Below are 20,086 nucleotides of genomic sequence, written 5' to 3' on the forward strand. Positions count from 1 at the left end.
GTACGACCGTCTCGTCGATCCCGAGCAGAGCCAGCCGCTGGAGGTGGTCGAGGCCGGCCACCGACTCGCGCACTCGCTCCGTCGGATGGTCTCCGGTGACCTCACCGGGTTCTTCGACGGACCCTCCACCGTCCGCTTCGACGCCGACGCCCCGATGATGGTCGTCGACACCTCCGCCCTGAAAGGCGCGTCGCCGGAGGCCCAGGCGCTCGCCCGGCTGGCGACCGCGAACTGGATACGCCGCTCCTCTCTCGGCGCAAACCGGCAAGCGCGGGTGATCATCCACGAGGAGGCCGCCGTCGAGCTGCTCAACGACGTCTCCGGCGGAGACGGCCTCGCCGACCGCGTCGAGGACGAGAAAGTCGCACGCCACCTCGGCACCTCCAACTGGTACCTGCTGCACCGGGTTGCGGACCTGGACGCGCTCGGCGACCGCAACAGCGCCCTCCACTCGAGGGCCCTCGGCCTGCTCGCCGACTGCGAAACCCGAATCTCCTACGCCCAGCACTCCGGGGAGATCGCGAGGTCGCGGGAAATCCTGGGCTGGAATGACACCCAAGCCTACCTGGTCCGCAAGCTCCACAAGGGCGAAGGGCTCTGGCAGATCGGCCAGGACCGGGTCGCGAAAGTGCGCAACATCTGCACCGACTACGAACTTGGAATCTTCCGCACCGACGCCATGGGCGGCGAACGAGTATGAGAACACACGGCTCCTCCGGGACGTACGTCGCCCTCTACAGCCTCTTCGCCATCGTCCTCGCCGGCGCCCTCAGCACCGGCGTCGCCACCGCGACCATCACCGCAACCTGCGGCGCAGGCGGGCAGCCAGACAGCGTCTTCGCCGGCCTACAACTGGCAATGGGCGGAAACCCGTCCGGCTTCACCTTGGTGAAGGGATGCGTGGCGCCGGTCACCCTCATCCGCGTCCTCGATCTGCTAGCCGTCTTCCTCCTTCTGACCGCGATCGCCGTTGGGTTGGTCTGGTGGCTTCGCTACCGGCAGTCGGACCGGCACTTCATCAACGACCTCCGCGGCCGCGAAGGACTCGCCAAGCCCGGCGAAATCCGCAAGCACACCTCCGCACGCACCGCTCTTCACCGCGCCAAGACCCTCCGCCCGTCGCTGGTCAACCCCGCTCCGTCTGCGGCCGGCTGGAAGGTCGGGCGCGCCCACGGTCAGGACGTCTACGTGTCGATCGAGGACTCGATCGTGGTTGAAGGCGCGCCCCGGTCGGGCAAGGGCTACCGGTTCATCATCAACGCCATCCTCGACTGGGACGGGCCGCTCATCACCACCTCCACCCGCAACGACAACCTCTCCGCCACGATGCGCGAACGCGCCCGCGTCGGGGACGTGACGGTGTTCGACCCGCAGGAACTCACCGGTATCCGCTCCGCGCTGCGGATCTCCCCAGTAGCCGGCTGCGAGGATCCCCTGATCGCGGACCAGCGCGGGCAAGCGATTATCGCCGGCACCGCGCTCGGCGCATCCAAAACGAACCAAGAATGGGCGCAGGTCTCCTCCTCCGTCCTCTCACGGCTGCTTCACGCGGCCGCCGTCTCCGGGCGCGGCACCGACGCCCTCGCCCGCTGGGGCTCCAACCCGCGCCTCGCCCTCGAAGCGGTAGGTGTGCTCGCCAACCAGGGGTCGCCTGGCTGGTCCGAGGACTTGGACGCGATCATCAACGGCGACGAGAAGCTCCTCGCCAATTCCTGGTTCGGCGTCTTCGGCGCCCTCCGCCCCCTCTCCATCCCGTCAATCAGGAAGGCGATGACACCAGGCCCCGGGGAGCAGTTCGACCTTGACGCGTTCCTTGCCGGATCCAACAGCCTCTACCTCGTCGGCACCGGCGCCGGGGCCGGCTCTGTCGGCGGATTCCTCGGCGCGGTCCTCGATGACGTCGTCGAAACAGCACGACGGAAAGCTCTCGCCTCGCCCGGGTCGCGGCTGGATCTCCCGCTCGCGTTGATTCTGGACGAGATCGCGAATATGTTCTCCTGGCCCGCGCTGCCGCGGATCATGGCCGACGGCGGCGGCATCGGCATCTCGACCATCGTCGTCCTCCAGGCCCTATCGCAGGCCGAGACCGCCTGGTCGCGGTCGGAGGCCGACACGATCTGGTCGGCCGCCACCGCCAAGCTCCTCCTCGGTGGCGCGTCGGATGTGGATCACCTACGCGATGTCGAATCGCTTCTCGGGACACGACGGATCCGGAACACCGGGCACTCCTACAACGACAACGGGTCATCCACGAACGTGCAGAACGAGAAGGTCCCGGTGATGACGATCGACGAGATCCGCCGCATGCCCGAAACCGTCGGACTGCTGGCCTACCGCAACCGGCGCGGGATCCTGCTCGACCTGCGGGGCTGGACCGATCGCCACGACGCTCGCCAGGTCAGTGCGGGCAAGAAGCTCACCGAGCTCGACCAGCAGGTCGTGTTCGCCGAACAGTATCAAGCCGCGCTCGATCGCCGAGGATCAGCAGGGGAGGGAAACTGATGTCCAACCGTCGCCGTCCCGCCCGGGACAACACCTACCGCAGCAACTACCTGCACTCCGGAGCATGGTTCGCCCGCCGCGACCGCTGGTTCCTCGAGGAAGGATCCCGCAACGGCACCATCCGCTGCGCACTCTGCCTCGGTGCTGGCAGTGCCCGCAGCCTCGAGCTGCACCACCTCGACTACCGCGGCGTCACCCAAACCCCCTACGGCTGGACCGCCCAGGAGCAGCACGAGGACCTGACCGCGCTGCACCCGCGCTGCCACGAGTACGTGCACCAGCTGATCGAACGCGACCGGGCCCTCTCAGGGTTCGTCTCCCGTCGCACCGCTTCCGTCCAGGCGATCGCCCGGCTGCAGGCCAAGGTCGCCCACTACATCGAAGCCTCCCTGGAGCAGCAGTGACTGACGACATCCCGCTGGATGACCTCGTCGCCTCCCTCGCCGAGGGCTGGGAAGGCCAGGCGCCGCGGCAGAGTCCGGGGATGCTTGGCATCCGCGTCATCAACTGGCGCACCCTCGAGGACGAGGACGCCCCGCAGGTCTGGACCGATCTACGGGAATGGGTGATCTGGTTCACCCACCGCTACAACCTCGCCTCGCGGAAGATCCCGCCGTGCTGGTTCAAGCACGGTGCCCTCGTCGAAGAGCTCTCCGCCCTCCACACCGCATGGCTGGTCTCCTACGACAGCCTCGACGCCGGCTACGGACCCATCGGCTGGCACGAACGCCTCGCCGTCGCCATCCCACGCCTCGCGACTTGGTACAACGGCGAATGCCACAACGGCCACACCGAACTCCCACAGACCGGCGACGATGGGGTCTCCGCCGAGTGGGCGGACTGGATCACACAAAGCCACTCCCGACCGTAGGTCACGACGATCTGAGTGCGCGCCAATTGCGCGCATTTTCTGGGCTCCGACCGGAACGTGTAAGTGAATGCGACCCGTCAATCGGGCGCGAACAGAAAGGAACAGAACGATGAGCACACGAGTCCCGATCAGCATCGAAGGCAACCTCGTCGCCGACCCCGACTACGGCGAATCACAGAACGGCACCAAGTTCGCCAAGTTCACCGTCGCCGTCACCGACCGCAAGCAAGTCGACGGCACATGGGTCGACGGCGACACCCAGTACCACCGCACCACCGTCTTCGGCCGCACCGCCGAGAACGTCCGCGCCAGCCTCGCCAAAGGCGACACCGTCATCGTCAACGGCAACCTCGAGTTCCGCCACTGGACCGACCAGGCAACCGGCGAACCCCGCGCCGCCACCGAAGTCGTCGCCGACAGCGTCGGACCCTCCCTCCGATACACAACCGCGGAGGTCAACCGCCGAGCCCCAAAAGCTGACGGCCCGGACGCATCTACGACCGGGCCGGAGTGGGGCGCTGAAACACGTACAGCCGGGGCAGCACCGTCTTTCACCTAGATGTCCAACGGGCAGGCGCGTCCCTCCAGCGACATGAGCGGGCTCCGGGTTCTCCGGAGCCCGCTCAGCACGACTAGACCCTCGCCCCCTCCTTTGGGGTTAGAAGAGGATGGCTCACTTCCGTCAGGCTTTTCAAGAATGTGTTCCGGCGTTTGGCCGGACTAGCGGGGAAGTGGTGATTCGGAATTGTTGCATTCGGATGCGCGGGGGTCCATCTGGAGGCGCTGGGAGCCTCACATCCACACGCCGGGCACTCTGAAGGAAGACAGCTACCCGGCCGACTGCTGGGACGAATACCTCACGCGAATCGAACAATCGTCGCCCAAGATCGAGGCTCTTGGGATTACGGACTACGGAACGCTTGACCGTTACCTAGATGTCGTGGCCTACAAGCAGGAGGGTCGGCTTCCTGAGGTGCAGCTGATCTTTCCAAACATTGAGCTTCGGTTCGCGACTGGCACCAGTAAGAACAACGCGGTCAACTTTCATCTTCTAGTTGATCCAAGTGACGAGCATCATGTTGCCGAGACCCAGTCCTTCTTGCGTCAACTGACATTCGGTGTCGGCGGCCAGACCTATTCGGCACATAGTGAGGATCTTGTCCGCTTGGGACGCGCTCACATGAATGATCGAGACCTACCCGAAGCCCAGGCACTGAGAGTTGGAGCGGCTCAGTTCAAAGTCGAAGTCCACCGTTTGCGCGAAGCCTTTGATAACAACAAGTGGGCGCGCGACAACATCTTGGTAGGAGTCGCCGGAGGTTCAGACGGGACTTCCGGGCTCCAAAAGGACGCCGGATTCGCCGCCTTCAGGCAAGAGATCGAGCGACTATCCGATGTCATCTTTGCGGCTCAGCTTTCCCAGCGCGAATTCTGGGGTGGGCAACGCGCCGCATCGGTGGCAGAGCTTGTCAGGGACTATGGCGGTCCTAAGCCCTGTCTTCACGGATCCGATGCGCACGAATTGGACAAGGTCGGTGTCCCCGACGACGATCGGTTCTGTTGGATCAAGGGCGACCTTACTTTCGAATCTCTGCGGCAAGCATGCCTGGAACCATTGCAGCGTGCGCTCGTTGGACCCGAGCCTCCTGCGGGGGCGATCTCGCACCGAGTTGCAGACGGGTTGTCGCTTACGGACGCGAACTGGTTTCCTTCTGGCGACATTCGGTTGAATCCGGGGCTAGTCGCGATCATCGGAGCTCGCGGGTCCGGAAAGACAGCGCTCGCAGACATCCTGGCTAATGTGGCCGGCGAGAAAGCTGACGATTCGCAATCATTTCTGCGGCGGGCGGGCAGCCTTCTCGGAATGGCGAAGGCGAAGCTCACCTGGGCGGACGGGGTCGTTCAGGAAAAGAACCTGCTGGGCGCCCCGGTAGCCGCGGCGCCCAGAGTTCGATACCTTTCGCAGCAGTTCGTGGAGCGCCTCTGTTCGTCTGAGGGCATCTCCGACGAGTTGCTTCTTGAGATCGAGCGCGTCGTCTTTGAATCCCATCCTGTGGAGTCAAGATATGGTGCCACTTCGTTCAAGGAGCTTCTCGATATCCGGGCGGCGCGAGCTCGTTCGACCCGCTCGACGCATGAGGGACTGCTTGCCGACGTAAATCTGCGACTCACCGAGCTGCGCGCCCTGCAGGCTGCGGCGCCAGCGATCAAAACAAAGCTTGAAGAGGTCGCGCGCTCTATCAAAGCCGACAAGGACGCGCGTTCCAAGCTCCTCGCTCAGGGGGCGGCTGATCGCATTTTCCAGCTCAACGCCACGACCGAGGAAGTGGGAAGACGTCAGCGGGCAATCGAAGCTCTCAGCCTCAAGAAGCAGGCGATAGCGGGGCTAACGGATCACGTGGCTAACGAGCGCAGGGCGATCCTTCCCAACCGTTTAGCGAAGTTGAAGGCGACCTATGCTTCAGCTGCGTTCGATGATGCGCAGTGGGCGCATTTCGACCTCGGCTATCAGGGCAACCCGGAAGACGTGCTGGCACAAAGCCTCTCCACGGTCGAGGCCGAGTTGCACCGTCTTACCGGTGTGACGATCGCCGTCACTCAGGACCCTACTGTGACTATCGTCGAGCAGAGTCAATTGCAATCGGCGACCCTCCACGCGCTGGAGGCGGAGGTCCAGCGGTTACAGAGACTTGTCGGAATCGACCAGCTGAAAGCGCAGCAGTACACGACGCTAACTGCGAACATCACGCGCTCAGAAGGCGAGGAGTCGAAACTTCGGGCGGCGCTTACCCGAGCCGAGCAAGCCAGCGGAATGATCGCCGCGCTACTCAAGCAGCGAGACGACGCCTATGGGGCCGTTTTCGACGCAATTATCGATGAGTCGTCCGAGCTCACCGCGCTTTATGCACCGCTGGAAGCGACTATCAACGCAGCTTCCGGAACCGTCAGAAAGCTGTCCTTTCTCGTCAAGCGGAACGTGAACGTTGATGAATGGGCGAGCAAAGGCGAAGCCCTGATGGACCTGCGCACCACCGGGCCGTTTCGCGGACACGGTGCACTGGCGGAAGCAGCACGACAACGGTTACTCACCGCTTGGGCGACCGGTGATGGAAATTCCGTGAAGCAAGCAATGGCCGCGTTTCACTCGGAGTATGACAGCGGAATTCGAACTCATATGCGGGCAGACGTGCAGTCCGCGGAAGACCGGGCTAAATGGGCGGCGGAGGTCGCTGATTGGCTAGTCAGCACCGACCACATTTCGGTTTCGTACGGAGTTCAATACGAGGGCATAAATATCGAACAGCTCTCCCCAGGAACTCGAGGAATTGTTCTCCTGCTCCTCTACCTTGCACTGGACCGCGATGACGAACGACCCCTCATCATCGACCAGCCAGAGGAGAACCTTGATCCGAAGTCGATCTATAGCGAATTGGTGCAGCGTTTTAGGGAGGCTCGCGACCGCCGCCAGGTCATCATCGTCACACACAATGCGAACCTTGTTGTCAACACCGATGCCGATCAGGTGATCGTCGCAACAAGCTCCTCAAGTCGAGTTGGGGCACTTCCAGATCTCTCGTACATCTCAGGTGGTCTGGAGAATGCAACAATTCGCGAAGCTGTGTGCGAGATCCTCGAGGGCGGCAGGGAAGCATTCAGAGATCGTGCGAGGCGACTTCATGTGAATCTGGAGGTTGGGTCTCAATAGGGCTTCGGCAGGCGAAGGTCCGGTGGTCGGGTGGACACTTAGGACATGAACACTGCCCTGCCCCCGCACCAGAGATCGTGGAAAGCGTCGGATAGAGATGCTGTTCGGTTGTGTCGAGAGTGGATGGTTTACCTTGGCGCAGCGGACGTCGTCGCTGCATCTGGGGACGTTGCAGAAGTGTGTGATCTGTACAGCAACCGCTTTTTGGCGTGGGTAGACGACCGTCCGGGGAATCTCGACGTCGATGCCGTGCGTCGGGTCGCTGGAATGGCGGCTTCTGATGGGCGCCGCGCATTGGTGTTCCATCCCGGCGGTGTCTTCCCTGATGCGCAGGATCAGGCGGATGCTCTCGGGGTGGCCCTTTTCCGATACGACGCGCGCGGAGGGAATCTGGATGGCGCTAACCAGGTTGGCCGTTCACTTCGCGTGACCGGTCTGGCCGGCAATTAGCCAGGCGTTACCGGACACGTCCTTCATATTGGTGAGTTGGCGAGCTCACGAGATGGGGGCCAGCAACCGATTGGGCCGCTCGATTGAGTTCGGTACGGGCAGCAGAGCGAGACTTTTCGAGCGTTTCCTCGGTTCCGCGTCGCTGCATCGTCTCGACGAGTTGAGAACGCGCTGACGCGTCTGTAGCGGCCACCACCACGGCACGATTGTCGCGCTTACCCCGAGTGAGGCCAACGTACAAACCAGCTGCGTCGACCCCAGGGCCGACAATCGAGAGATCGGTCGTCTCGCCTTGGACCCCATAGACGGTTGTGGCATAAGCGAGATGTAGGTGTGCGGACGCGTAATCGGGCGAGACCTTTCTAAGGTCAGTCGAATCGTTGGCAGCGGCGAGCATTACATAGTCCTGCGTAACCGTCTTGACTACCCAGTTCTCGCGGTTTTGTACGTTCGCGATGTTATCGTTGCGGCGAGTTTGGACGAAGTCGCCGACGAAGATGATCTGACCGGACTGCCCGCAGAATGCGTCCCTCGTGCTGATCGATCCATCTGCGACTCGTCGAGCCTGGATTGCCTCGCTGAGCATTTGCGCTTCTGAGTGAGTCGACGTGACGAGTGCGATCTTTCGTCGAGCTAGGTGAGCCTCGAACCAAGCGTCCGCCATCGCCTTTTGAGCCTCGACGTCGCTATTCACATTGACTACATGGCCAGAGCGGATCAAGGCATCGGCGACCGCCATCGCTTCCTCTTGGCTGCCCGGATCGCGCAGTTTGAGGGTCAAATTCGCCCAGTCCGGATCCCGGAACCGGTGGATCGTAACGAGTTCGACCTGGCGAGCTGCCCGCCTCCAAAGGAGAGCCATGGCGCCAGAGTGCCCCACCGGCAAGGCCTGGTTCTGATCTCCAACAAGGGCAACACATGCTCCGGTACGTTCGACAACCTCCATGAGCGCATTCGCCGCCTCGAGGTCGAGCATCCCCGCTTCGTCAACAACGATGCGGTCGCCAGGACGCAGTGCCGTCTTCGGCCCGAGGTATCGCGCATCGGTAATCGGGTCGAGCTGTCCTGGACTCAGACACTGCCATTCCGTCGCACCCGCCCTGTTTCTGTTCCATCGCCACCCGTAGTCGTGGAGAAGCTGGTGAAGCGATGACGAGTCGCTATCGGTTTCGCGACCGGCGACAGCGGAGGCCTTTTTCGTCGGAGCCACGATTATCATGTTGCGGCCTCGGCGCCGGAGCGTGGCGCCGGCCACCCTTAGCATGGTCGTCTTGCCCGTGCCAGCGGCTCCCGCGATGGCGACAATTCTGTCCGTTCCCGCCAACGAGGAAGCACCCTGAACCTGGCCCGCATCCAATGTGCGGTTTGGTTCGATTGCATGAGCAACAGCAGTGATTTCAGCGAGCGAAACCACGTTGCCGGATTCAGCGAGGGCGTCCGTTCGTTGAGCGAGCATGGCCTTGAGCGTTGCAGTCGAGGTCGCCATTCGCCTCTTGATGTGTGCTGGTATTTCGGCCTCCGACAGGAGCGTCACTGTGTGTGCGCGGATGGCGAGCGAGACCACTTGGTCGACAATGTTCGCGAGCTGGCCGCGCTCTGCAACCGCCCCGGAGGCGGCGACCGCCCGCATCGCTCCTGCCCGGACATCCAGGTCACTGAAACGGCCTCCGGTCCCGGTCGATCGAGCGTCCGCATCCACGATGGCCTTCGCCGCCAAGAGCTCGAGGTCGAGGTCCGGAATGTCCGTCGATCTTGCCGCGGCTGCGCTGCGCGGCTTACAGAGCTCGGGATCAGCGCGAAGGAGCTCGGCCACCACGACCGATGCCCACTCCTCTTCGTTCAGCTGCCCCGGCTTGTTCGGCCGGCCTGCCGCCCACGCCCACTGATCGATCTGAGTCAGCACGGTCGCGGAAGGCTCCTCGGTCGGATGTTGCTCCCGCCACATGCGAACGTGCGCGGCCTTGTTCGCCTCGATCTGCGCGGAACGCTTCGACAGCGGCCGCACCAAGTGCTGCAGCTGCGCGATCTCGCCATCCGCATTCAGAGTGAAGCCCTTCGCAGCCAGTGCCGCGAGCCAAGCCGGGTCAGTCCGCGACGCCAGGTCGCCCTCCGCATTCACGACGTTCTGGAACCGCAGGGCGACCCGGGTGTCCACGTTCGACCACCTCCCGTCGACGCCCTGGACCTTCACGTTCAGCCAGAGGTGACGGTGCTTGTGCGGGTCCAGCGAACGCGACCGTTCATGCCGCAGCTCGACGACCTCGATGCGGGCGAGGTTCTCCCGGATGGCACCTTGCTTCCCGCGGCGGGCGTTCAGCTCGCTCTGCCACAGCTTGATGATTCGGTCCCGCAACCGGTCCTGCAGATCCTCATACGCGGCCGCCAATTCCGGGTCCAGCATCGCCGCGATCGAGAACGACTTCGGTGCGTTGATCGTCGCGTCCAAAATGAGATCAGCGACCGGAGACTCAAGATCCCGGCCGCGACGCTCACCGGTGAGCGGGTCGACACCGTCGACCCAATCCCTCAACTGGGACCGGGTGAGCAAGTCGTCACGGATGGCACCGCCCTCGACGACGTAGCGGGTCATCACGGCATCCGCGTAACCCGCGGCAGCGAGCGCGCCCTCGGCGGTCTTGGCTGTCAGGGTTGCGTCGCAGACACCGCCGAAGGCGTAGTGGACGGCCTGCTTGACCCCTTGGGCTGCCTGCCCGCGCTTCCAGCGCGCCACTCCGCCTCTCACACTTACACGTTCCGGTTGCGCGCTCATTTTGGCGCGCGCTCGGCGCGTACATCTCGAAGAGTGCCTACGTGCATCGTCTATCTCTTGCCTCTCGTGTTGTCTCCTTGCCCTGGCCTCTGTTTTCTCGGTGTCAGTTCTTCTCTCTTGGGCTGGCTCTTTCATCTCGTTGTCTGTCTATATTTGGCTCTTCTCTCTGGTGTTCCCCCGTTTCTTCGGTCACTTATCATCGGCCTTGTTTGGTTCGGGAGGTTGGTCTTTATGGCTAGACGTTTCCCTCGGGAGTTCCGTGTTCGTGCGATCGAGTTAGTCCGGATCAGCGACCGACCGTTGTCGCAGGTCGCCCGCGAGCTCGGCATCTCGAACTCCGCGTTGTATCGGTGGGTGGCCGAGGACGACTTCGCGAAAGAGCAGGCGGAGAAAGCCGCCGGGGTGGTGCCGGTGCTCGACGCGGATGAGCAAGCCGAGCTGGTCCGGTTGCGCAGGGAGGTGCGCCGGCTGGAGACGGAGAACGAGATCCTGAAACGCGCGGCGGCGTATTTCGCGAAGGAGAACGTGCTCCCAAAACATCTTTCCGACTGATCGAGCAGCTGACGGCCGAGGACCCTCACCGGTTCAAGGTCGCGACGGTCAGCCGGTTGTTGGGGGTCTCCCGCTCCGGCTACTACACCTGGGCGCAGCACCACATCTCCGCGAGGCGGGCGCGGGATGAGGAGATCGCCGCGGTGATCGGACGACTCCGGTCGGAGAAGGGGGCGTTCTTCCACACCTACGGGTCCCCGCGGATGCACGCCGAGCTGCGAATGGGGCACGGGTTCAGGATCGGTCGGAAGCGGGTGGAGCGGATCATGCGCGAGCGCGGCTGGGCTGGCGCGGTCAAACGCAAGTTCCGGTTCCGCGCCAACCCGGCCACCAGCGAAGACCGGGTCAACCGCAACTTCCACGTTCCGGGCCCGAACCGGCTCTGGCTGGGTGACATCACCGAGCACCACACCGCGGAGGGGAAGGTCTACTGCGCCGTCGTCCTGGACGCTTACAGCCGGCTCGCGATCGGCTGGTCGATCGGATCCCGGATGACCGCGGACCTGGTGGTGGATGCGTTGCAGATGGCCCGCTGGAGGCGGTTCGGGGTCCGCGGGGCGATCATGCACTCCGACCACGGTTCCCAATACACCTCCTGGGCCTTCACCTCCCGCGTCCACGAAGCCGGCCTGATCGCCTCCATGGGCTCGGTCGGCGACTGCTACGACTGTCAGTCTGTTTCTGCCGGGACGATCTTTGTTCCGGCAGCCCCGGCCGTGACGGTCTGACTCGTGCTTATGACTGACCCACTTGGTGTCTTTGCGTTGATCTGTCGACCGCCGGCCGGGCGCGCAACAAGCGCTGCCGCCGGTCGGGCGTGACCTAATAGGAGCCTGGAGCAGACTTTGAGAGCGTCCCCGTGACAGTCCTGTCCACCTGCCGGCGACAGCGTGAGACCACGTTAACCGGCAAGGAGACAGCACACCATGACCACTCTCGGATCGTCCCGCTCGGGATTCGTCGTGATCGGCGTCGATACCCACAAACACGTTCACGTTGCGGCGGTGATGGACACGATCGGAGGCATCCTCGCTTCCCTGACGGTCACCACCGATACCGGCGGCTTCACCCGCCTTCTCGAGTGGGCGTCGTCGTTTGGGACGATCCTCGCGTTCGGGATTGAGGGCACAGGCTCTTACGGAGCGACGTTGACCTCATTCCTGCGCCGGCACGGCCACAAGGTCGTCGAGGCAGGACGGGCCGATCGTCGCCTGCGCCGCGCGAACGGGAAGTCGGACACACTGGACGCGGAGAACGCCGCCCGGTCCGTGTTGGCAGGTTTCGCGACCGCGGTCCCGAAGACCGCGGATGGCACGGTCGAGATGATCCGCCAGCTGAAGATCGCGCATGATTCCGCGGTCACAGACCGCTCCGCGACGATGGTCACAATGAAGGCAATGCTCGTGCACGGCAGTGACGAACTGCGCCGAGAGACAAACCGCAAGACCCAGATCATGCTTGCCCGCTACCTCGCCGCGCTGCGACCGCGAGCGCTGGAGACCCCGGACGACGCGCTCCGCCACAGCCTGCGCTCCCTCGCCCGCCGTTGGCAGCATCTGGACACGGAGGCGAAGCAACTCTCCACCATGCTCGAGCAGCTCGTGACCGGAATGGCCCCGCAACTGGTTGAGCAATTCGGCATCGGCGTCGACACCGCAGCTGAGATCCTTATCGTTGCTGGCGACAATCCGGAACGGATCCGGTCCGAGGCCGCGTTCGCCAAGCTCGCCGGGATAAGTCCTGTCCCGACAGGCTCCGGGATGACCAGCGGCAGGCATCGCATCAACCATGGCGGCCATCGACAACTCAACGCCGCGATCTATCGGACCGTCATCGTCCGAATGCGTTTCCACGAGCCGACGATCGCCTACGTTGCCCGCCGCACAGCCGAGGGCAAGAGCAAACGCGAGATCATCCGCTGCCTCAAACGCTATGTCATTCGCGAGGTTTACCACCTCGTCAAAGCAAACCCTCGGACCGGCGAAATCGCGAGTTGACAACTATAGGAGCGTCAACGCGATGATGGAATCCTTCTGGTCCGGCATGCAGATCGAACTCCTCGACAGCCAACCCTGGGCCACCAGACGGCAACTGGGGACGGCGATGTTCTCCTGGATCGAAGCCTGGTACAACCCCCGCCGCCGACACTCCTCCCTGGGCTACCACTCACCGGCCGACTACGAGAAAATCGACCCGACGACAGTCACCCTGGCTGCCTGAAACGACACATCAAACTGTCCGAAGAACCGGGGGAAGATCACTCTCGTCGGCCTCCCACCCCTCTCGGTCCGATGCTTTTCGCGCCTGCGATGACGCGATCCCCTCAACGTTTGACCTCTCCCAGGCCGATGCCGATCGTGATTGACGTTTGGTGTGCCCTCGGCCTTACATCCGCTCTTTGATGCCCACTCGAATGAGCAGCCAATTGACCGGGTACGCCGTTACGAATCCGAGCAGCATCGCCCACTGCATCGCGAACCAGAACTCGGGCGAGTTGACCGGGGCGCGGCCGCCAAAGAGCGCAGGGAAGAGCAGTAACTGAATCAGCGCCATTGCCCCGTACATACCGACCTGCCAGGAGGTGATGGAGGCGGCGTCGGCTTTGAGTGCTTCGATCAGGCCTTTGCGGAGTCCGAGCCCGCGCATGGGGGCGATGGCGAAGTACTGGAAGATGATACCGAGTCCGAAGGCGAGGATGAAGTCGAGGATCCAGACGGCGAACATTTTGTCCTGGAAGAGCCAACCCCAGCCGAAGGCGACGGCGACGGCTGGGATGAGAAAGGCGGCCCACTCCGCGATGAGGTCCCCGAGCGCGCAGCCAGCCCCGCAGTGGTTGGTACCGGTGCCGACGGCCACCGCCATGGGCGTCTCCGCATCGTCCGCATTCTGTGAAGGTGCGGGTGTGCGTCCCCAGCGGAGGTAGCCGCCGAGCCAGAGGAATCCTCCGAACAGCATGGAGACGGGCCAGACGACGTTCATCACGGCCATCTTCTGCGGTCGTCGGATCACATCGACGGCGACGCCGATGGTGCAGGCGATGCCGATCCCGAGGGAAGTCCAGGCGAGGACGTTGAGCCAGGTGGGGAAATCGCCCAGGGCAGGCGTTATCGCGTGGGGAGGCGTCATGCCTCCACTGCTACCCGGATCCTGGCGCGGGCTGTAGCCCGTTGACTCAGCTCTTCTCGTAGCCGAGGACGGCCATCATCCCGGATTCGGCGTGGTAGATGTTGTGGCAGTGCGTCATCCATTGGCCCGGGTTGTCGGCATCCAGTAGCACCGTGAGAGATCGGTGCGGCAACACGATCGCAGTGTCCTTTCGCGGGCCGCCGTCGAGCTGGAACGTGTGGCCGTGAACGTGGAACGGGTGCCACATCATGGTCTGGTTGGCGATGGTGAGCTGGACGCGTTCGCCTTCCCGGACCGTGTAGGCGCCGTCGAGCGGGTTGTTCATGTCGAAGGCTTTGCCGTTGATGCCCCAGTCGTACTTCATCATTCCGCCGGTGAGGGCGATGTCGATGCGGCGGTCGATTCTGCGCCGCTGCAGGGTGTCTGCAGGGGTGGCGCTCAGTACCGCCGCTGTGACCGGTGACGTGTCAGAGGCCGTGTAACCGTTCGCGGTGGGTGTGGGGCTCCCAGAGTTGGAGCGGAGGACGCCGAAGCCGCGGTCGGCTTTGCCGACGGCCTCGGCCACGATCGGGAAGGCACCGTCGGCGACGGTGACGATCGCGTCGTAGCGTTCGCCCATCCCGAGCAGGATGCTGTCGCCCTCGACCGGGTTCACCGGGTAACCGTCGGTGTGTGTGACGGTGAGCCGGTGGCCGCCGACCGAAAATCGGAAGGCGGTGTCGCCGCCGGCGTTGATGATTCGCAGCCGCACCCGTTGCCCGGGCTTGGCGGTGAAGGTGGCCGGGTCTCCGGCTGGGCGTCCGTTGATGAGGTAGTAGGGGTAGTAGACGTCTCCGGCGTCGCCGCCGAGCAGGTTGGAGCCGGTTCCGGTGAGCAGGTTGCCGGCGCGGGTCGGGGTGCCGTCCTGGCCGCCGCCCATCATGCCGCCCATTCCTCCCATCCCGCCCATGCCTTTCATGCCTTTCTTGAGGTCGGCGAGTACCTGGTCGGGTGTCGCGGTGACGCCGTCGAGCCAGTCGTCCAGCACGAGTACCCAGTCGTGGTCGTAGCTGAGGGGTTCGCGGGGGTCTTCGATGACCAGCGGGCCCTGGAGGCCGCGGTCGAGTTGCGGGCCGACGTGCGGGTGGTACCAATAGGTTCCCGGGGCGTCGGCGGTGAACGCGTAGTCGAACGAAGCTCCGGGGCCGATCGGCTGCTGGGTGATCGGGGGAACGCCGTCCATGTCGTTGCGGAGGGCGATGCCGTGCCAGTGGACGGTGGTGTCGTCCGGGAGCTGGTTGGTGACGTGCGCGCGGATGATGTCACCGACATGTGCCCGGATGGTGGGGCCGGGGACTTGACCGTTGTAGGCCCAGGTGGAGGCGGTGCGCCCGGCCAGGTCGATGTCGGTCCTGGCGGCGGTGAGCTGGACGCGGGTTGTTCTCCCGGTGCGCCGCCGGGCCGTTTCGGCAGCGGTGACGGGGCTGCTGGTCGCGGTGAGGAGGTTCGGTCCGCCGGTGCAGGCGGCTAGGGCGAAGGCGGTGGCGACCCCGGCGCCGCCGAGGAGAAGGCTGCGCCGGGTGAGGTTCGAAGAGTTCATCAGATGTCCAGAGAGGAAGCGGCTAGAGGGCCGTAAGGAGTGGGGAGGGGCGGGCGCCGACACGAGGGGGGAGGGGTGACGGCGCCCGCGTCTGGTGCGACCGGGTCAGAGGCTGGCGAGGAGCTGCTTCATGGTGGCGATCTCGGCGCTCTGTGCGGCGGCGATCTTCTTCGCCAGCGCGACGGCGTCGGTGGCCGTGCCCTGTTCGGTCTCGCTCGTGGCCATGGTGATGGCGCCCTGGTGGTGCTGGATCATCTGGGTGAGGAACAGCTTCGACGCGTCTGCGCCGGACGCGTTCCTCAGCGCGTCCATGTCCTGTTGCGACATCGTGCCGTCGCCGCCCATGTCCATGCCGCCCATGTCGGATTTCTGGCCCCAGGTGTCGAGCCAGCCATTCATGGTGTCGATCTCCGGCTGCTGCGCGGCCTTGATCTTCTGCGCGAGTTGGGTCACCCGGGCGTCGATGCCCTGCTTGGCAAGGAGCGTGTCGGACATTTCGATGGCCTGCTGGTGGTGGGGCACCATGCTCATGGCGAAGGTGACGTCGGCCTGGTTGTGGTCGGAGGTGGTGGCGGGGCTCGAGCTCCCGTGGGTCATCCCGGACATGCTGCCCATGCCTGGGTCCTTTCCGGAGGCGCCCGCGGTGCAGCCAGCCAAGGCGGCGGCGGTCAGGAGTGCGCCGGAGGCGATCGCGATCAGTCGGATGTTCATTGTGGGGGTCTCTTTCGTCGTACGAATCTGCGGATGGTAGGCACGCTGAAGCAACACCGCGCGATGCGCGGTGTGCGGTGTGCGTCATCTGCGATCGATAGACAGTGCGAGAAGAGACGGTGGTGATGATCCGACCCTGCGCGTGATCATCCGGGCCAGGGTCGTGGGTGCAGCCCGGGAGCCCAGGCCGAGGAGCGCCCGGCTGAGTACCGGGGCGATCAGGAGGATCGTCGCGGCGAGCAGCGCGAGCGTGCAGATCATGGCAGTCATGTCGTGCATCGGATCACAGCCGTCGATAGCGCATCCCCCGCCCGCCCTGGTGTCGGACATCGCCTGGCTGGAAACGGCAGGGTGCGATTGGTCTGGGTGGGACACTGTCGACGCGGATACCGCTGGCTGGACCGCGACGAACCCGTGTGGTTCGCCCATAGGCGTGCTGACAACGTGCATGGCGAGGATCCCGGTCACGATGCCCGCGACCGCGAAGAGGAGGACGAGCACGCAGCGCCAGGTGCGGGTGCGCATCGAGATGCAGTCGGCGAGCATTTCTCCTCCTTCCGGGAGACAAACTACCGGCGCAGTCTGGATACCCGCCGGGGGTTTAACGCTGACGGGACCTAATGCCCCATCCGTCTCCACATTCGCGTCCAAGCTGAATGGAGAAATCGTTTGAGGAGGCGGACGTGTACGGGTGGATGATGGGCGGCATGGGGGCGTGGTGGATCATTTGGCTGATTGTGCCGTTGCTGATCATCGCGGTTGTGATCGTGCTGGTGGTCACTCTTAGCCGGCGTGGTCCGTCCGCCGGTAGTGGTGCGGTTCAGCCAGGGCGTCCGTCGCCTCGGGACATTCTCGATGAACGGTACGCCCGAGGCGAGATCGACCACGACGAGTACGCCAGGCGTCGGGACGAGTTGGGTCGTTCTGGAAGCTGAGCCCACGGGACCCGTCACGAACGCACGAGTCGGGCGATGGCGTCGCTGGCTTCCTGGATCTTGGCCTGGCCTTCGTCCCCGCCCAGTAGCACGGCGTCGGTGACGCAGTGTTTCAGGTGGTCGTCGACGAGGCCGAGGGCGACGCTCTTGAGTGCGGATGTCAGGGCGGAGATCTGGGTGAGGATGTCGATGCAGTACTGCTCTTCATCGACCATCCGCGCGATTCCGCGGGCTTGCCCTTCGATACGGCTGAGTCGGCGCATGTATCCGGCTTTGTCGGTGATGTAGCCGTGCTGGTGTTCGTGCTCGGCGGTGGTCGTGGTGTCGTTCATGAGGGCTCCAAGGGAGGTCAGCTTCGGGATGCGGGTGCCGGTGTCGCCGGCTGGGTTCGGGATCGTTCGAGGGCAACGCGGGCGCTGGTCTCCGGTCGCAGGTCGAGCCGGCGCAGCAGCTGAGCGTTCAGGGCGACGACGATCGTGGACAGCGACATGAGGATCGCGCCGACCGACATCGGCAGGACGAATCCGATTGGTGCGAGCACGCCGGCGGCAAGCGGCACGGAGATGAGGTTGTACCCGGCTGCCCACCACAGGTTCTGCTTCATCTTGCGGTAGCTAGCGCGGGAGAGTTCGATGACCGACAGCACGGAACGCGGGTCGTCGCTGGCGAGGATCACTCCTGCGGAGGCGATCGCGACGTCGGTGCCGGCGCCGATGGCGATTCCGACGTCGGCCTGGGCAAGAGCGGGGGCGTCGTTGACGCCGTCGCCGACCATCGCCACCTTGCGTCCCTCGGCCTGGAGCTCCTTGACCTTCGCGGACTTGTCCTCTGGCCGCACTCCGGCGAAGTACCGGTCGATGCCGAGTTCGTTGGCGACCGACCGGGCGACAGCGTCGGCGTCGCCGGTGATCATCACGACCTGCACGTTCTGAGCGTGCAGGGCGTCGACCGCTTGCCGGGACTCCTCGCGGATCTCGTCGGCAAGTTTGAGCGCACCGGCCACCTGTCCGTCGACCAGGACGTGCAGGATGATGGCGCCGTCCTCCCGCCAGGCGTCGGCGACGCGGAGTTCGTCCACTCCGGCTTCGTGCAGCAGGTTCGGGCCGCCGACCTGGACGTGGTGGCCGTCGACCGTGGCCGATACTCCGACCGCGGGGGAGGATTCGAAACCTGCGGCTGAGCCGACGGTCACATGGTGAGCGGCTGCGGCGTTGACGATGGCCCGTGCCAGCGGGTGCTCGGAGTCCGCCTCGGCGGCGGCGGCCAGGGCCAGCAGTCGATCGGAGCTGGTGCCGTCGGTGGTCTCGATGGCGGTGACGGTGGGTTCGCCCTTGGTCAGGGTGCCCGTCTTATCGAACAGCACCGTGTCGATGGTGCGCATGCTCTCCAGGGCGAGCCGATCCTTGATGAGCACTCCGCCGCGAGCGGCGCGTTCGGTCGAGATGGCGACGACCAGCGGGATGGCCAGACCGAGGGCGTGCGGGCAGGCGATGACCAGAACCGTGATGGTGCGCACGACGGCCTCATCCGGCAGGCCGAGCAGGGTCCAGACGACCGCGGTGATGATCGCCGCGCCGAGGGCGAACCAGAACAGCCACCCGGCGGCGGTGTCGGCGATCCGCTGGGCGCGGGACGAGGAGTTCTGGGCGTCGCTGACCAGGCGTTGGATACCGGCGAGCGCGGTGTCGTCGCCGACCGCGGTGATTTCAACGCGCAGACCGGAGTCGGTTGCGACGGTGCCCGCGACGACGGCGTCTCCGACGTCGCGGCGGACGGTGCGGGATTCGCCGGTGATCATCGACTCGTCCATGTTCGCCGAGCCGGAAACGACGCGTCCGTCGGCAGGGATGCGGCCACCGGGGCGGACAACGACGACGTCGCCGACTCCGAGGTCGGCGGGGGCGACCTGCACCGTGCTGTCACCCTCGACGCGTTCGGCCTCGTCGGGCAGCAGCGCTGCCAGTGAGTCGAGGGCGGAGGTGGTCTGTGCGAGTGACCGCATCTCGATCCAGTGGCCTAGCAGCATGATCACGATGAGGAGGGCGAGCTCCCACCAGAAGTCGAGTTCGTGGTCCAGGATCCCCAGGCTCGCACCCCAGGACGCCAGGAACGCGACCGTGATCGCCAGCGCGATCAGCAGCATCATGCCGGGTTTGAGCGCCCGCAGTTCGCCGACGGCGCCGGTGAGGAATGGGCGACCGCCCCAGACGTACATGACCGTGCCGAGGACCGGCGAGATCCACGAAACCCAGGCGGCGTCCGGCAGCGGGTACCCCAGAATCATCGCGAACATCGAGGAGAAGCCGACGACCGGGACGGCGATGATGAGCATGATCCAGAACAGGCGACGGAACTGGGCGACATGGTCACCGTGTCCGGCGTGTCCGGCGTGCCCGACCATCCCGCCGTGACCCGCGTGCCCAGCCATGTCATGTCCGCTGTGCCCGGTCATGTCGTGTCCGGCGTGCTCGCCCATCTCGTGGGTCTCGTGGTTTTCGGCGGTCTCGGTACCGGTGGTATGGGCGCGGTGGTCGTGCCCGTCGTGCTCGGTGTGGTCGTTCATGCTTAGCCCTTCACCTGGGTGATGTGCTGGTGTCCGCCTGTACCGGGCGGTGGCGGTTATGCGGTGGTGTATGCCGCGGGGTCGGCGTCGAAACGGGGTGCGCAGCCGGCACAGCAGAACCAGTACCGCTCGCCGTTGTAGTCGCGGTAGAGGCCTTGGGCCTCCGCCTTCGCCTTGCTGACGGTGCTGCCCTTCATCACGACGCACTCGGTAAGGTCGTCCGCTCCGGCCCCGCCGAGGAGGTTGGTGCTTCCCGCCGCAATTATGGCGGCATGGTGGTGCTCGATATTCGTGTTGCAGCAGTTGTCGTCGCTCATGGTG

The 20,086-nt window shown here is 64.7% G+C and carries 18 protein-coding genes and 2 pseudogenes; 12 read left to right on the forward strand and 8 right to left on the reverse strand.

The genetic code is table 11. From position 1 onward, the window contains the following. The 7 genes and pseudogenes from BGO91_RS12645 to BGO91_RS12675 all read left to right on the forward strand — a co-directional run. Positions 1-700 (forward strand): annotated as a pseudogene (locus tag BGO91_RS12645) (hypothetical protein); the annotation flags it as partial. Continuing rightward, complete coding sequence (locus BGO91_RS12650) at positions 697-2,502, forward strand: TraM recognition domain-containing protein (protein WP_290473103.1); 1,806 nt, start codon at positions 697-699, stop codon at positions 2,500-2,502. The pseudogene BGO91_RS12645 and the gene BGO91_RS12650, both read left to right, overlap by 4 nt. Further along, entirely contained in the window at positions 2,502-2,906 is a 405-nt protein-coding gene (locus BGO91_RS12655) for a hypothetical protein (RefSeq protein ID WP_290473104.1), read from the forward strand. Before BGO91_RS12650 ends, BGO91_RS12655 begins: the two co-directional genes overlap by 1 nt. Continuing rightward, the gene (locus BGO91_RS12660; protein WP_290473105.1) at positions 2,903-3,373 is read left to right on the forward strand and encodes a hypothetical protein; all 471 of its coding nucleotides are present in this window, start codon (positions 2,903-2,905) and stop codon (positions 3,371-3,373) included. Before BGO91_RS12655 ends, BGO91_RS12660 begins: the two co-directional genes overlap by 4 nt. Positions 3,374-3,482: 109 nt before the next feature. Beyond that, complete coding sequence (locus tag BGO91_RS12665; RefSeq protein WP_290473106.1) at positions 3,483-3,932, forward strand: single-stranded DNA-binding protein; 450 nt, start codon at positions 3,483-3,485, stop codon at positions 3,930-3,932. A 189-nt stretch (positions 3,933-4,121) separates the two neighbouring features. Next, complete coding sequence (locus BGO91_RS12670) at positions 4,122-7,079, forward strand: TrlF family AAA-like ATPase (RefSeq protein WP_366925297.1); 2,958 nt, start codon at positions 4,122-4,124, stop codon at positions 7,077-7,079. A 45-nt stretch (positions 7,080-7,124) separates the two neighbouring features. Beyond that, on the forward strand, positions 7,125-7,529 hold the full coding sequence (locus BGO91_RS12675; protein ID WP_290473108.1) for a hypothetical protein: 405 nt from the start codon (positions 7,125-7,127) through the stop codon (positions 7,527-7,529). Between the two features lie 7 nt (positions 7,530-7,536). Here BGO91_RS12675 and BGO91_RS12680 read toward each other — a convergent pair whose 3' ends face one another. Continuing rightward, positions 7,537-10,260: an AAA family ATPase gene (locus BGO91_RS12680; RefSeq protein ID WP_290473109.1), complete on the reverse strand. Its 2,724-nt coding sequence runs from the start codon at positions 10,258-10,260 to the stop codon at positions 7,537-7,539. A 270-nt stretch (positions 10,261-10,530) separates the two neighbouring features. On the opposite strand from BGO91_RS12680, the gene BGO91_RS12685 reads away from it, so the two are divergent. The 4 genes and pseudogenes from BGO91_RS12685 to BGO91_RS12700 all read left to right on the forward strand — a co-directional run. Further along, positions 10,531-10,851, forward strand: coding sequence for a transposase (locus BGO91_RS12685; protein ID WP_175338873.1), 321 nt, complete (start codon positions 10,531-10,533; stop codon positions 10,849-10,851). An 8-nt stretch (positions 10,852-10,859) separates the two neighbouring features. Then, a complete protein-coding gene (locus tag BGO91_RS12690) occupies positions 10,860-11,579 on the forward strand; it encodes an IS3 family transposase (protein WP_290473146.1) in 720 nt (239 codons plus the stop codon). A gap of 198 nt (positions 11,580-11,777) precedes the next feature. Next, positions 11,778-12,848, forward strand: a complete 1,071-nt coding sequence (locus tag BGO91_RS12695; protein WP_290473110.1) for an IS110 family transposase — start codon at positions 11,778-11,780, stop codon at positions 12,846-12,848. Between the two features lie 16 nt (positions 12,849-12,864). Further along, positions 12,865-13,071: pseudogene (locus BGO91_RS12700) on the forward strand (integrase core domain-containing protein); the annotation flags it as partial. Between the two features lie 165 nt (positions 13,072-13,236). Here BGO91_RS12700 and BGO91_RS12705 read toward each other — a convergent pair. The 4 genes from BGO91_RS12705 to BGO91_RS12720 form a co-directional block, all read right to left on the reverse strand. Further along, positions 13,237-13,977, reverse strand: coding sequence for a DUF4396 domain-containing protein (locus BGO91_RS12705; RefSeq protein WP_290473111.1), 741 nt, complete (start codon positions 13,975-13,977; stop codon positions 13,237-13,239). A gap of 46 nt (positions 13,978-14,023) precedes the next feature. Beyond that, positions 14,024-15,556, reverse strand: a complete 1,533-nt coding sequence (locus BGO91_RS12710) for a multicopper oxidase family protein (protein ID WP_290473112.1) — start codon at positions 15,554-15,556, stop codon at positions 14,024-14,026. A gap of 105 nt (positions 15,557-15,661) precedes the next feature. Next, positions 15,662-16,267: a DUF305 domain-containing protein gene (locus BGO91_RS12715; RefSeq protein WP_290473113.1), complete on the reverse strand. Its 606-nt coding sequence runs from the start codon at positions 16,265-16,267 to the stop codon at positions 15,662-15,664. Positions 16,268-16,351: 84 nt separating this feature from the next. Further along, positions 16,352-16,813: a DUF6153 family protein gene (locus BGO91_RS12720; protein WP_290473114.1), complete on the reverse strand. Its 462-nt coding sequence runs from the start codon at positions 16,811-16,813 to the stop codon at positions 16,352-16,354. Between the two features lie 110 nt (positions 16,814-16,923). On the opposite strand from BGO91_RS12720, the gene BGO91_RS12725 reads away from it, so the two are divergent. Continuing rightward, on the forward strand, positions 16,924-17,202 hold the full coding sequence (locus BGO91_RS12725) for an SHOCT domain-containing protein (RefSeq protein WP_217499017.1): 279 nt from the start codon (positions 16,924-16,926) through the stop codon (positions 17,200-17,202). A 14-nt stretch (positions 17,203-17,216) separates the two neighbouring features. On the opposite strand, the gene BGO91_RS12730 is transcribed toward BGO91_RS12725, so the two are convergent. The 3 genes from BGO91_RS12730 to BGO91_RS12740 all read right to left on the reverse strand — a co-directional run bounded on the left by BGO91_RS12730 (position 17,217) and on the right by BGO91_RS12740 (position 20,082). After that, positions 17,217-17,534, reverse strand: coding sequence for a metal-sensitive transcriptional regulator (locus BGO91_RS12730; protein WP_175337889.1), 318 nt, complete (start codon positions 17,532-17,534; stop codon positions 17,217-17,219). 17 nt (positions 17,535-17,551) lie between these two features. Beyond that, entirely contained in the window at positions 17,552-19,654 is a 2,103-nt protein-coding gene (locus BGO91_RS12735; protein ID WP_290473147.1) for a heavy metal translocating P-type ATPase, read from the reverse strand. 167 nt (positions 19,655-19,821) lie between these two features. Further along, on the reverse strand, positions 19,822-20,082 hold the full coding sequence (locus tag BGO91_RS12740; RefSeq protein ID WP_290473115.1) for a YHS domain-containing protein: 261 nt from the start codon (positions 20,080-20,082) through the stop codon (positions 19,822-19,824). Positions 20,083-20,086 lie beyond the last annotated feature (4 nt).

Source organism: Leifsonia sp. 71-9 (genome assembly GCF_001898805.1).
Classification (GTDB): domain Bacteria; phylum Actinomycetota; class Actinomycetes; order Actinomycetales; family Microbacteriaceae; genus Leifsonia.